Source organism: Pseudomonas hydrolytica (assembly GCF_021495345.1).
GTDB classification, from domain to species: domain Bacteria; phylum Pseudomonadota; class Gammaproteobacteria; order Pseudomonadales; family Pseudomonadaceae; genus Aquipseudomonas; species Aquipseudomonas hydrolytica.
In genome coordinates, this window is record NZ_CP099397.1 from 1145528 (window position 1) to 1158131 (window position 12604).

A 12604-nucleotide genomic window follows, 5' to 3' on the forward strand; every position below is an offset into this window, starting at 1 on the left:
CCGGCTGGAAGTGCCAGGCGCACTCTACGGATCGATCCAGATTCCGTCCGCGTCTTCCCGGCACACCAGCATCTGCAGCGCCTGCCCGGCGCAAGGCCCGGCCACGCATTCACCATTCTCGATGAGAAACAGCGCGCCGTGCGTGGCGCATTGAATCAGGCTGCCGCTGTCGTCGAGAAAACGGTCCTTCTGCCATTCCAGCGGAATGCCGCGGTGCGGGCAGCGGTTGACATAGGCATGCACCTGGCCGTTCCGGCGCACGGCGAGCAGGTTCAGCTGGTCGATCAGAAAGCCCCGACTCTGACCTTCGGCCAGTTCGTTCGGCGCGCATAGGCGGATCATCGCGTTCTCCATTTCAGATGGCGCGATTATCCCGCAGGGAGGAGGGCGCATCCATGCGCCAAGTGGAACTTGCAGTTGCCGGGACGCCAACGCCCGAACGCGGATATCCGCTTTGCTGAGGCGGTCGAGCGATCCGGCGTGGAGCGACTATGCCAGAGGCCATAAGTGGCGCCCGGTGCTGGTAGCTGACGATGGCCGTCACGCTATCAAGTCAACTCTGCCAATGAAAATTATTATCTTATGGTATTATTTCTCACTTATGCCGTGGCGCCGGTTAGCGCCTGACGCCGGCTGCTGGATCGCCCGCGAGAGGGCGTCTTCGAGTGCCACCGCGCAGCTGCCGCCATCCATATCGGGCGCTGGTAAGTCCTATCTTGAACAACCTCACCCGTTTGCGCCTGAAGCGGCTAATGGGTCGACGTCATCCTCTGGAGCCGAGAACATGCGTCTTTCCAACATCCTGGGCGGTCTGGCGGCTGTCCTGCTGTTTCCCAGCCAGGTACTGGCTGATGAGTCGTTGCCACAGCGCTGGGTGAGTTCCGGTGGTGCGTTGAGCGAATGGGTAGTGGCGCTCGGCGGCGAGAGCAGACTGGTGGGCGTCGATACCACCAGCCGTCATCCGAGCTCGCTGACCCGGCTGCCCAGCATCGGTTACCAGCGGCAGCTGGCTGCAGAGGGCATTCTTGCCCTGCGTCCGGATCTGCTGCTCGGCAGCGAGGAAATGGGGCCGCCGCCCGTGCTCCAGCAACTGGCCGCCGCCGGTGTGCGCATCGAGCGTCTGACGGCGCGGGCCGAGCTGGACAGCCTGCAGGCCAATCTGCAGCGACTGGGGCAACTGCTCGGCGATGAGGCGGCCGCGCAGCGGGCGTTTGCCGATTACCAGAAGCGCCTGCAGGCCCAGCAGCAGTGGGTCGAACAGGCGCAACGCGACCAGCCGGCCCCGGGCGTGCTGCTGTTGCTCGGACATGCCGGCGGCAGCCCGCTGGTTGGCGGTGTCGATACGGCTGCCGATTGGCTGATCACCCGTGCCGGTGGGCGAAATCTGGCCAGCCACGGCGGCTACAAGGCGCTTTCCAGCGAGGCGCTGCTGGCGCTCGATCCGCAGGTCGTGGTGGTGGCTGACCGCGCCCTGGACGGCGAAGCTGCCAGGCAGGCCCTGCTGCAGCAGAACCCCGCCCTGGCCGGTACCCGCGCGGCGCGCGAGGGGCGCTTGCTGGCGCTGGACCCGACCCTGCTGGTCGGTGGGCTCGGGCCGCGTGTGCCCGACGGGCTGGCGATGCTGGCCGCAGGCTTTTATCCTGCCAGCCAATCCCTGACTGCCGAAGCCAAGCGCGAGCCATGACCTCACCTTCTTCCACGCGCCCATTGTTCATCGCGCTGGGCCTGTTGCTCGTGCTCGTGTTGTGGCTCTCGCTGGCGCTCGGGCCGGTGAGCTTGCCCTTGGGCGATACCTTGCGTGCGGCCCTGCGCCTGCTGGGCCTGCCTATTGCGGCCGATGCAGCGGTGCAGCAGGCCGAACTGATCCTGTCGCAGATCCGTATGCCGCGCGCCCTGCTCGGGTTGATGGTAGGCATGGTACTGGCGCTCTGCGGTGTGGCGATGCAGGGCTTGTTCCGCAATCCCCTGGCCGACCCCGGCCTGGTCGGCGTTTCCAGCGGCGCCGCGCTGGGCGCTGCGGTGGCCATCGTCGGCGGCGCCGCGTTCGGCGGTTTGCCGGAAGCCTTTGCGCCCTACTTGCTGTCGGCCTGCGCCTTCGTCGGCGGCTTGCTGGTGACGGCGCTGGTCTATCGCCTGGGCCGGCGCGACGGGCAGACCCATGTGGCGACCATGCTGCTGGCGGGCATCGCGCTCACCGCGCTGGCAGGGGCGGCCATCGGTCTGTTCACCTACCTGGCGGACGACGCAACTCTGCGTACCCTGACGTTCTGGAACCTGGGCAGCCTCAATGGCGCCAGCTACGCGCGACTCTGGCCTTTGCTGCTGGCCACGCTGGCCGTGGCGCTGTGGTTGCCGCGCCGGGCGCGGGCATTGAATGCCCTGCTTCTGGGGGAGTCGGAGGCTCGCCATCTCGGTTTCGATGTGGAGCGGCTCAAGCGCGAGCTGGTGCTCTGTACGGCGCTGGGTGTGGGCGCTGCGGTGGCTGCTGCCGGCCTGATCGGTTTCATCGGCCTGGTGGTGCCGCACCTGATGCGCTTGTTGGTGGGCCCCGACCACCGCCTGCTTCTGCCTGCCTCGGCATTGGCCGGCGCGAGCCTGCTGCTGCTGGCCGATCTGGCCGCGCGTCTGGCGCTTGCGCCCGCGGAGTTGCCGATCGGCATCGTCACCGCGCTGATCGGCGCGCCCTTCTTTCTTTACCTGCTGGTGCGGGGGCGAAGCTGATGCTGCAGGTCGAACAGCTGGAAGTCAGCCGCGGCCAGTGCGTGGTGCTCAGTGGCATCGATCTGCAGTTGCGTCCTGGCGAGGTGCTGGGCGTGCTGGGGCCCAATGGCGCGGGCAAGAGCACGCTGCTAGCAGCGATGACTGGCGAGCTGCCAGCCAGCGCCGGCCGGGTAACCCTTGATCAGCGGGCGCTCGCTGACTGGTCGGGGCCGCTGCGGGCCAGACGCCTGGCCGTTCTGCCGCAGAGCTCGAGCCTGAATTTCGCCTTTCGCGTCGAGGAAGTGGTCGCCATGGGGCGGCTGCCCCACGACAGCGGTCGTGTGCGCGATAGGCAGATCGTTCAGGAGGCGCTGCATGCCGCCGATGCTGCGCATCTGGCCGGGCGCAGCTACCTGGCGTTGTCCGGCGGCGAGCGTCAGCGCGTGCACCTGGCGCGGGTGCTGGCGCAGCTGTGGCCGGGCGGCGAGGGGCAGATCCTGCTGCTCGATGAGCCGACCTCGATGCTCGATCCGCTGCATCAGCACACCTGCCTGCAGGCAGTTCGTCGCCTGGCCGAATCCGGCGTGGCGGTACTGGTGATTCTTCACGACCTCAATCTTGCCGCCCGTTATTGCGACCGTCTGCTGTTGCTGGAGCGGGGCAGGGCGCGCGCTCTGGGCACGCCTTCCGAGGTCTTGCGCGCCGAACCCCTGCAGGCCGTTTTCGGTCTGGAAGTCCTGGTGCAGACTCATCCCGAGCGCGGTCACCCGCTGATTGTCGCCCGCTGAACCCTGGAGCCCTCGATGCGAGCCTTGCTGCTGAGTTGTTTGGTCCTGCTCGGCGCCTGCCAGAGCCAGAACATGTTGCCGCCACCGGCGCCGCTCGCCCCGCTGGGACACGAGCATGTCGATTTCGCTCGCATCGTCGATCTGGCCAGCGGACAGACGATCAGCCCTGAGCAGTTGCTGGAACGCCTGGCGCCGGCCCAGCGGGTACTGGTCGGCGAGCAGCACGACAATCCCGATCACCATGCCCTGCAGCTCTGGCTATTGCGCGAGCTGTCGAAGCAGCGCCCACAGGGCAGCGTACTGATGGAGATGCTCAACCCCGATCAGCAGAACAAGATCGACCAGGCACAGGCAGCTGCCCGTGCGGGACAGACGATCAGCGATCCGTTGGCGACCCTGGCCTGGCAGCCGGGCTGGAGCTGGTCGATGTATGGGCCGCTGGTGCTGCATCAACTGCGACAGCACTATCCGTTGCTCGCGGCCAATCTGGATCGTGTCGAGATCATGCAGATCTATCGCCAACGCCCGACGTTGCAGGGGCAGCGCTCCAGTGCCGTCGAGGTGCAGGAGCGCCTGCTGGAGGACATCCGCGCGTCGCATTGCGGCCTGCTGCCGGACAGTCAGTTGCCGGCGATGCTCGCCGTGCAGCAGCAGCGCGACCGGCGCATGGCCGAGGCGCTGCTGGCGGCACCGCAGCCCAGCCTGTTGCTGGCCGGAGCCTTTCATGTACGCAAGGATCTCGGCGTCCCCTTGCATCTGGCCGATCTGGGAGCTCAAGCGGGTAGTGCGGTGCTGATTCTGGCGGAGGTCGGGCGCGAGGTGGATGCCAGCATGGCCGATTACGTCTGGTTCACGGCCGCGCAGCCGCAGCAGGATCACTGCGCCAAACTGCGACCCTAGCCGCTTTCCCGTCGCGGGCGGAAGGGTATCCTCGGCGTTTTGCCGATGGAGCCTGCACCATGCCCGCCGCCGTTCGCGACCTGCTGCAACGTTACTTTCAAGCGCTCAATGATCGCGATGCCCGTGCCTGTCTGGCGCTGGTCAGTGCCGACGTCACGCTGGAACCCAACCAGGGCTTCGTCGAACACGGACGTGAGGCGTTTGCGGCCTATCTCGAGCGCTACATGCGTTGTTATCGCGAAAGCCTCGAGCAACTGGTGATACTGACTGAGCCGGACGGGCGTCATGCCGCGTGCGAGTACCGTGTACAGGGCGAGTATCTGGCCACCGACGAGGGGCTGCCGGAGGCCTGCGGCCAGCGCTACGAAGCACGCGTGGGAGCCTTTTTCGAGATGCAGGACGGTCTGATCAGCCGCATCAGCCTGCATTTCAATCTGCCGGACTGGCTGGCTCAGGTCGACGACTGAGGGTTTCGCATCGGGCCTTTTCCTCCGGCAAAAAAAGACCCGGCAAGAGCCGGGTCAATAACCGTGATTAGCCTGATGAGGAGATAATCTGAAGAGTCCGACTGAATGGTCTCTTTAGCTTATCGGCTGATCTCGCGACCAGTTGAGATAATAATAACAATTCTCATTTCATAGTCAACGCCTTTCTTGAGAATTTTTCTCAGCGGCTCCGAAAACGCAAAACCCCGGCTTCTGGCCGGGGTTCGTTTGCCTGCAACAGGTTCAGGAGACGGCAGGCTGACGCAGCTGGGTGACTTCCTTGTTCAGCAGGTCGATGCGGCGAGCCATGCTCTCGATCAGGCTGTGGGCGATGCGCGGGTTGCTCTGCATCAGGCTGAGGAACTGTTCCTTGGGGATCACCATCACCGTGCAGGGCTCGCTGGCGATCACCGTGGCGCTGCGCTTCTCGCGAGTGAATACGGCCATTGCGCCGAAAATCTCGTCCTTCTGCACATCGCCGACCTTCTGGCCATCGACATGGGCTTCGGCGTGACCCTCGATGATGATGAAGACGTGATCGGCCTCGTCACCCTGATGGATCAGCTCTTCGCCGGCGGCGAAATGCTGAAAGCCGGTCGCCGGGCGAATCTCCGGTTGCTTGAGCCGCGCCAGTGCGTCGGAGAGCAGGGCGGTGTGGCCGATCAGGTACTGGATGAACAGCTCCTGACGCTGTTCGCTGGCATAGATGTGCTGGAAAACCTCGCTGCGCGAGTAGGGGACCAGGCTGATGGGCTCTTCGCTGCTATAGCGGCAGGAGGGCAGGTCGATACCCTGGCGCAGGCCGACCAGGTCGCCTTCCTGCAGATAGAACAGCGGACGCTCGTCGACCACGGCGTGCAGCAGGCCATTCTCGATGATGAACAGCTGGTTGCCCGGCAGTACCTGGGCCAGGTCGTCGACCCGCTCCAGGCGCAGGGTGGCAGCCGTGGGTTGCAGCCCGTCCAGCAGTTGAGTGGGGATACTCTGCAGGCGATTGATCAACTGATCGGCGTAGGCCGGTTGCTCCCCGAGTAAATACATAACCGTAATTCCTTGAACTGGCTGGGCTGGCTGACCACACGAAGGTCCCTGAAACAATAGGCTGCGGCGACGTTCGAGTAAATCTCCGTGCGTTGGGGTTGTGAGCTAGCTCTTGTTGTCGTTCTGGCTGGCGTCCAATTTGCCGTTCAGTTCGGCCTTGTGGGCGGGCGGCAATTCGCTCCAGTGTACGTCGAGCAGCGCGCCTTCGATGGCATAGAGCAGCACCTTGGAGGCGCGAAAGCCGCGGGCCCTCACGGCGCGATAGGCGCCAACCGCACCGTAGCGGCGCAGGTCGTTGGCGCTGTGGATGCCTACGGCGTGCAACCACTGCGCCGAGGTCTTGCCGAGATTCTTCAGGTGTTGGAGCTCGTCGTTCATTGCGCCTCCCTGCGTGCGGATGAAGGATTCACGTCGGTGTGCCTGCGGAAAAAGTGTAGCGGCCAATTGGGGATGTGCCGTTCAAGGCTCGGTCTGCCTGGTTCTATAGCGCAGGCGTGTGCCGAAATTCACCGACATGAGAATTTCGTCCGCGGTCAGTTCGACGGGAAAGTAGGCGCCGGAAATCTGCGCGTGGGCCAGGCTGGCGCCTTCGATCTTGGCCTTGCGCAGGTCGAGCCCGCGCAGGTCGGCACCGCGGAAATAGGCGTCGGTGAAGTTGACGCCCTCGGTGTCCAGGTTGCGTAGATCCAGCCCACGAAAGTCGCCGCCCGACATGTCCACCTCGGCGTCCTTGGGCTTCTTGGCATTGAAGCCCTTGACGTCGTCGTTGTGCAGCAGGGCGTAGAGCGGGTGATCAAGCTGGCGCGGCTGGCTCATGGCGGGTACCGGTGGTGGACTTACCGCCAGTATAGAAGCCTAGCCGCGCTTTGCCCGGTAGGGCCTTGCCGGGGGTCAGATCCCCGGCAGGCGTTGGCGGATGCGCTCGACCAGGCTGTCCAGGCTGGCGGCGTCGTGGGTGTCGACACGCTTGCTGTGGCTCAGCTCCGCCTCGTCGAGCGGCTCGCGCGCTGCCTGTTGCACCTGTATCACTTCCAGGGTGGCGTCGGAGGGGTCTCTACCCTCACTCTGCCGCTGCTCCAGCCAGCTGGCGATCACGGCGTCGGGGGCCTGGCAGTCGAGAATCAGGAAAGGCACGCCGGTCTGCTCGGCAATTTCGCTGGCCGCCTGACGCTGCTCGAGCTTGAGGTAGGTGGCGTCGATTATCACCGGGAAGCCGGCCTGGAGCGTCTGGCGAGCGAGCTGGTGCAGGCGCTCGTAGGTCGCCTGGCTGGCTTGCGCGTTGTAGATGCCGCCGGCCAACTGGCCTTTGTCATCTGCGCTCTGCTCGCCGAACAGGCGCTTGCGCTCTACGTCGGAGCGCAAGCGAATGGTGCCGAGTGCCTCGACCAGACGCAGGGCGACATGGCTCTTGCCGACGGCCGAAACGCCATGGGTAATGACCAGGAAGGGCGAGGGGATGGCGCTGTAGCTTTCCGCCAGTGCGGCGTAACCGCGGTACTGGCGCAGAATGACCGCGCGCTGTACCGGGTCTTGCTCCTGGCCCAGGCGGAACAGCGCGACCTTGCCCCGCACCATGGCGCGGTAGGCCTTGTAGAAGTTCAGCAGGTGCAGCGCAGCGTAGTCGCCGGTGTGCTCCAGCCAGCCGCTGACGAAGCGGCGTGACAGGCACTTGAGGCCGCGGTCTTCCAGGTCCATGGCGAGAAAGGCGATATCCGCGGTGACGTCGGTCAGGCGGAAGGGCTCGTTGAATTCGATGCAATCGAACAGCACCACGCGACCGTCGATCTGTGCGGCGTTACCCAGGTGAATATCGCCGTGGCACTCGCGGATGAAGCCCTGCGCCTTGCGTTCGGCCAGCAGTGGCTGCAGGCGCTGATAGCTGGACTGCGCCCAGGCTTCGAGTGCTTCGAGTTGCTGCAGGTCCGCCTGCTCGCTGAGCATCGGGCGAATCTGGTCGAAGTTCTGCTGCACCGGCGCCATCACCGCTTCTGCGCTACCCAGCGGATGTTCCTGCGGTACCTGCGGTGCGGTCAGGTGGAAGGTGGCGATCTGCTCGGCCAGCGCATCGATATGGGCGTCGTTCAGTTCGCCGCGCGCCTGGATTTCGCTGAGCAGGTTCTCCTGGGGGAACTGGCGCATCTTCAGGGCGTACTCGATGGCCGGAGCGCCGTCGTTCAGGGTCGGTGCAGTTTCGCTACCACCAATCGGCAACACTTCCAGATACAAATCCTGGGTCAGGCGCTGGTTGAGGCGCAGCTCTTCTTCGCAAAAATGTTTGCGCGCATCGAGCGTGGTGAAGTCGAGAAAGCCGAAATTCACCGGTTTCTTGATCTTGTAGGCATAGGGGCCAGTGAGCAAAACCCAGGAAATATGGGTCTCTATCAGCTGAAAACCTTCCACCGGATGCGGATACAGGGCCGGGTTCTGCAATGCGGCAATCAGGGCTTGGCTCACGTTCGATCCTTGTTCTAGACGCTGTTTTAGGCCGGCATTATGGCGGCTGTGCGCGGCTCTGCAAACCATCCGGACGGCGCTGCTGGCCCTCATCTAAAGTGCGTATAATCCCGCCATGACTCGAAAACGCTCCCCCCGCTCAAGCAAGAAATCCCGTTCCTCCGGCCTGCGCCCCTGGCTCGCCTGGGGCCTCAAGCTCGGTCTCGTCGGCTTGGTCATCCTCGCCGGTTTTGCCGTCTATCTCGATGCCGTGGTGCAGGAGAAATTCTCCGGCAAGCGCTGGACGGTGCCGGCCAAGGTCTATGCACGTCCGCTGGAACTGTTCGTCGGCCAGAAGCTGGCCAAGGACGACTTCCTGCGCGAACTGGACGCCCTGGGTTATCGCCGCGAGAGCGCGGTGAAAGGCCCGGGGGCGGTATCGGTGGCGGGCAACAATATCGAACTGCACAGCCGCGGGTTCCAGTTCTACGAGGGCGCCGAGCCGTCGCAGCATGTGCGGGTGCGCTTCTCCGGCGATTTCGTGGCGGGGCTGACGCAGGCCGATGGCAGCAATCTGGCCGTGGCGCGTCTGGAGCCTTTGCTGATCGGTGGGCTGTACCCGGCGCATCAGGAAGATCGCATCCTGATCAAGCTGGATCAGGTGCCGGCCTATCTCATCGATGCACTGGTGGCAGTGGAGGACCGCGACTATTTCGATCACTTCGGCGTCTCGCCCAAGGGCATCGCCCGTGCGCTGTGGATCAACGCCACCTCCGGTCGTCTGGTGCAGGGCGGCAGTACCCTGACCCAGCAGTTGGTGAAGAACTTCTACCTGACCAACGAGCGCACGCTCGGGCGCAAGATCACCGAAGCGATGATGGCCGTGTTGCTGGAGTTGCATTACGACAAGCGCGAGATTCTCGAGGCGTACATGAACGAGGTCTTCCTCGGTCAGGACGGTCAACGCGCGGTCCACGGCTTCGGCCTGGCCAGTCAGTATTTCTTCAGTCAGCCGGTATCCGAGCTCAAGCTCGAGCAGGTCGCGTTGCTGGTCGGCATGGTCAAGGGGCCGACCTTTTACAACCCGAGGCGCAACCCCGAGCGTGCGCTGGAGCGCCGCAATCTGGTCCTTGATCTGCTGGCGGAGCAGGGCTCGATCAGCCTCGAGGAAGCGGCTGCGGCCAAGCAGAGGCCGCTGGGCGTGACCACGCGTGGCAGCATGGCCGACAGTTCTTTCCCGGCGTTCCTCGACCTGGTCAAGCGTCAGTTGCGTGAAGACTATCGAGAGCAGGATCTGACCGAGGAAGGCTTGCGCATCTTCACCAGTTTCGACCCGATCCTGCAGCTCAAGGCCGAAGAGGCGTTGGCCGAGACGCTCAAGCGCCTGGCCGGGCGCAAGGGGGTGGACGAGGTGCAGGCCGGGATGGTGGTGACCAATCCCGAGACCGGTGAAGTCCAGGCGCTGATCGGCAGCAGGCAGCCGCGCTTTGCCGGCTTCAACCGCGCGCTGGATGCGGTGCGGCCGATCGGCTCGCTGATCAAGCCGGCGATCTACCTGGCGGCCCTGGAGCGGCCGAGCCAGTACACCCTGACCAGCTGGCTGGAGGACGAACCCTTCTCCATCAAGGGGCAGGACGGGCAGGTCTGGACGCCGCAGAACTTTGATCGTAAGGCGCATGGCACCATCTACCTGTACCAAGGCCTGGCTCAGTCCTACAACCTGTCCACGGCCAAGCTCGGCCTGGAGATCGGCGTGCCCAACGTGCTCAAGACTCTCGAGCGGCTTGGGGTGGAGCGCAAGTGGCCGGCCTATCCCTCGATGCTGCTGGGGGCAGGCGCATTGACGCCGATGGAAGTGGCGGACATGTACCAGACCCTGGCCAACGGCGGCTTCAATACGCCGCTGCGTGGCATTCGCAGTGTGCTCACCGCCGATGGTGAGCCGCTCGGGCGTTATCCCTTCCAGATCCAGCAGCGCTTCGATCCCGGCGCCATCTACCTGGTGCAGAACGCCATGCAGCGCACCATGCGCGAGGGCACCGGGCGCTCGGTCTACAACCAACTGCCCAGTTCGCTGAATCTGGCCGGCAAGACCGGTACCAGCAACGACTCGCGCGACAGCTGGTTCGCCGGTTTCAGCCAGGACCTGCTGGCCGTGGTCTGGCTCGGCCGTGACGATAACGGTCCGACACCCCTGACCGGCGCCACGGGCGCCCTGCAGGTGTGGGCGGGCTTCATGCGCAAGGCCGATCCGCTGCCGCTGGACATGCCGATGCCGGACAACGTCGCCCAGGCCTGGGTGGACCGTCAGACCGGTCTGGGCTCGGCCTCGGGGTGCCCGAATGCGGTGCAGATGCCTTATATTCGCGGCAGTGAGCCGGCCCCGGGCTCCGCCTGTGGATTCCAGGCACCGGTCGAGTCGGTGATGGACTGGGTACGCGGCTGGTTGGATTGATGGCCGAGTCGTAGGGCTCGGTGTGACCTTGAGAGGATTGGATGTGAACAAGAAGTGGCTTGCCACGATGCTGGCAACAGCGGTGCTGGGTGGTTGCAGTACGGTGCCGCAGGGCTCCATTCCGGTGGTCGATGCCGGAACTCCCCTGTCGTCCGGCGGTGCCGGTCCGGCGCCGACCCAGGGGCCGGCAGCCGCACCGCAGCGTATCGAGGAGGACTCCGGTGTGGTGGTCATGGTGCCGCAAGGCGCCATCTCCGCGCCTTTGCAGACCGATTCGCAGCCGATCACTTCCAGCGGCGGCCTGACCTTTGACCCTCCCGTCAGCAGCCAGCCTCCGGCTCCGCAGCAGGGCGGGTTCGGTTCTTCCGCGCCGAGCATGCCCAGCGGTATCCCCAGCGGTGGTGGCCTGGCCGCAGACGAACAGCTCGATGGTCCTGTGCTGGCCCTGCTGACCACGGCGCAACAACAACAGGGCGGCGGTGATCTGAATGGTGCGGCGTCCAGCCTGGAGCGGGCTCAGCGTATCGCGCCACGTGAGCCGCAGGTGCTCTACCGTCTGGCCGAGGTGCGTCTGGCCCAGGGGGATGCCGCTCAGGCCGAGCAGCTCGCCCGCCGTGGCCTGACCTACGCTGGCGGACGTCCTGCCCTGCAGGCAGGTCTGTGGGGGCTGATCGCTCAGGCGCGCGAACGGCAGGGTGATCCTGCGGGAGCCGCTCAGGCTCGCGAGCGTGCGAGGGTCAACCTCTGATGGACGCTCGTGTGGCGCCGCTGGCCGAGCAACTGCTGTTGATCGAGCGGGAATTGCGCGTGCTCGGTTGGTGGCAGGAGCAGGCGCCAAGCACCGAGGCCTTGGCCAGCCAGGAACCGTTCTGCGTCGATACCCTGACGTTCGAGCAATGGTTGCAATGGATTTTCCTGCCGCGAATGAAGCTCCTGCTGGAAACAGGCGCTCAGTTGCCGTCGGTATCGGGAATTCAGGCGATGGCCGAGATGGTCTATCGCGAGCAGCCGGGCCTTGCGCGTCGGCTGCTGGAGCTGCTGGGCGAATTCGATCGCTTGCTCACTCGCGCGCCCTAGGGCGCGCGGGCATTACTGGCAGTTTTCCGTGATCGATTTCTTCAGGTCGGCGATGCGCTCCTGGCGCTCGTTCTCGTCGATACGGCGTACTTCTCCACCGTCATCAAGGCGCAGGCGCGGATTGTTTTCCAGCTGAGCCAGATTGGTGCGGGCCGTCTCGCAATACTTCTTGCGCTCGGCCTCCTGCTTCGCCACGTCCTCTTTGACCTTCTTGTCGATGGCGGCCTGCTCCGGGTCGAGCAGCTCTTCGACGCTCGGCGCCGGCTCGCTCGGCGCCGGCTCGCTCGGTGTCGGGCGGGGAGGTGGCGCAGCGGTGTTGATCGTGGTGGCCTGCTGGCCTTGCGGTGGCTGCGCGCCGAAATGAGTCACGCCGTTTTCATCCACCCACTTGTAGACCTGGCTGGCCATGGCGGTTGCGCTCAGAGCGAGCATCAAGCTGCCAGTTAGAATCATGTGGCGCATGCGGTTTCCTTTATCGAGAGCTGCGGTGCTGCTGGTTACTATAACCAAAAGCCGGCAATCGTCATCCTGCGCTGCGTCACAGCGGCGGGTTGAATAATAGGTTACACATCTCTTGACTTGCCCTTGCCGAACCCGAACAATCCAGCCTTCCCCGCAGTGGAGTCCGCCGCAAGCGTCCTCCAGCTCGGGGAAAAGAGGCGCTACCCGCGCCGAACCGTGACACCCGCTACGCGTTACCTCGCGCTGGGAGGGTCAGCCCCGCA

Annotated in this window: 14 protein-coding genes; 8 read left to right on the plus strand and 6 right to left on the minus strand. The window is 64.8% G+C overall.

Annotation, left to right across the window (positions count from 1 at the left end):
* Nucleotides 1-24: 24 nt before the first annotated feature.
* Nucleotides 25-342, minus strand: a complete 318-nt coding sequence (locus L1F06_RS05230; protein WP_129483960.1) for a Rieske (2Fe-2S) protein — start codon at nt 340-342, stop codon at nt 25-27.
* 442 nt (nt 343-784) lie between these two features.
* On the opposite strand from L1F06_RS05230, the gene L1F06_RS05235 reads away from it, so the two are divergent.
* The 5 genes from L1F06_RS05235 to L1F06_RS05255 are packed head-to-tail and all read left to right on the plus strand — an operon-like array spanning nt 785 to nt 4855.
* Entirely contained in the window at nt 785-1684 is a 900-nt protein-coding gene (locus tag L1F06_RS05235) for a heme/hemin ABC transporter substrate-binding protein (protein WP_129483961.1), read from the plus strand.
* On the plus strand, nt 1681-2721 hold the full coding sequence (locus tag L1F06_RS05240) for a FecCD family ABC transporter permease (protein ID WP_129483962.1): 1041 nt from the start codon (nt 1681-1683) through the stop codon (nt 2719-2721). Before L1F06_RS05235 ends, L1F06_RS05240 begins: the two co-directional genes overlap by 4 nt.
* Nucleotides 2721-3488 (plus strand): heme ABC transporter ATP-binding protein, encoded by a 768-nt coding sequence (locus tag L1F06_RS05245; RefSeq protein ID WP_129483963.1) that lies wholly within the window; start codon nt 2721-2723, stop codon nt 3486-3488. The genes L1F06_RS05240 and L1F06_RS05245 overlap by 1 nt, the downstream gene beginning before the upstream one ends.
* Nucleotides 3489-3503: 15 nt before the next feature.
* Nucleotides 3504-4388, plus strand: coding sequence for a ChaN family lipoprotein (locus L1F06_RS05250; protein ID WP_129483964.1), 885 nt, complete (start codon nt 3504-3506; stop codon nt 4386-4388).
* A gap of 59 nt (nt 4389-4447) precedes the next feature.
* On the plus strand, nt 4448-4855 hold the full coding sequence (locus L1F06_RS05255; RefSeq protein ID WP_129483965.1) for a nuclear transport factor 2 family protein: 408 nt from the start codon (nt 4448-4450) through the stop codon (nt 4853-4855).
* Nucleotides 4856-5116: 261 nt separating this feature from the next.
* On the opposite strand, the gene L1F06_RS05260 is transcribed toward L1F06_RS05255, so the two are convergent.
* From L1F06_RS05260 to L1F06_RS05275, 4 genes are all read right to left on the minus strand, one after another.
* Nucleotides 5117-5914 (minus strand): cyclic nucleotide-binding domain-containing protein, encoded by a 798-nt coding sequence (locus tag L1F06_RS05260; protein WP_003243141.1) that lies wholly within the window; start codon nt 5912-5914, stop codon nt 5117-5119.
* A 105-nt stretch (nt 5915-6019) separates the two neighbouring features.
* Nucleotides 6020-6292 carry a TfoX/Sxy family protein gene (locus L1F06_RS05265; protein ID WP_003243143.1) on the minus strand — a complete coding sequence of 91 codons (273 nt, stop codon included), beginning with the start codon at nt 6290-6292 and terminating at the stop codon, nt 6020-6022.
* A gap of 81 nt (nt 6293-6373) precedes the next feature.
* Complete coding sequence (locus L1F06_RS05270; protein WP_003243145.1) at nt 6374-6730, minus strand: pentapeptide repeat-containing protein; 357 nt, start codon at nt 6728-6730, stop codon at nt 6374-6376.
* 75 nt (nt 6731-6805) lie between these two features.
* Nucleotides 6806-8368: a bifunctional aminoglycoside phosphotransferase/ATP-binding protein gene (locus tag L1F06_RS05275; protein WP_129483966.1), complete on the minus strand. Its 1563-nt coding sequence runs from the start codon at nt 8366-8368 to the stop codon at nt 6806-6808.
* Nucleotides 8369-8483: 115 nt separating this feature from the next.
* Here L1F06_RS05275 and mrcB point away from each other — a divergent pair, with 115 nt between their 5' ends.
* From mrcB to L1F06_RS05290, 3 genes are all read left to right on the plus strand, one after another.
* Complete coding sequence (gene mrcB / locus L1F06_RS05280) at nt 8484-10802, plus strand: penicillin-binding protein 1B (RefSeq protein ID WP_011921084.1); 2319 nt, start codon at nt 8484-8486, stop codon at nt 10800-10802.
* 67 nt (nt 10803-10869) lie between these two features.
* Nucleotides 10870-11550, plus strand: a complete 681-nt coding sequence (locus tag L1F06_RS05285; protein ID WP_036987058.1) for a tetratricopeptide repeat protein — start codon at nt 10870-10872, stop codon at nt 11548-11550.
* The gene (locus L1F06_RS05290; RefSeq protein WP_129483967.1) at nt 11550-11879 is read left to right on the plus strand and encodes a YqcC family protein; all 330 of its coding nucleotides are present in this window, start codon (nt 11550-11552) and stop codon (nt 11877-11879) included. The genes L1F06_RS05285 and L1F06_RS05290 overlap by 1 nt, the downstream gene beginning before the upstream one ends.
* A 12-nt stretch (nt 11880-11891) precedes the next feature.
* Here the strand turns inward: L1F06_RS05290 and L1F06_RS05295 are convergent, their stop codons facing one another.
* Nucleotides 11892-12341 carry a DUF4124 domain-containing protein gene (locus L1F06_RS05295; RefSeq protein ID WP_129483968.1) on the minus strand — a complete coding sequence of 150 codons (450 nt, stop codon included), beginning with the start codon at nt 12339-12341 and terminating at the stop codon, nt 11892-11894.
* Between the last annotated feature and the right edge of the window lie 263 nt (nt 12342-12604).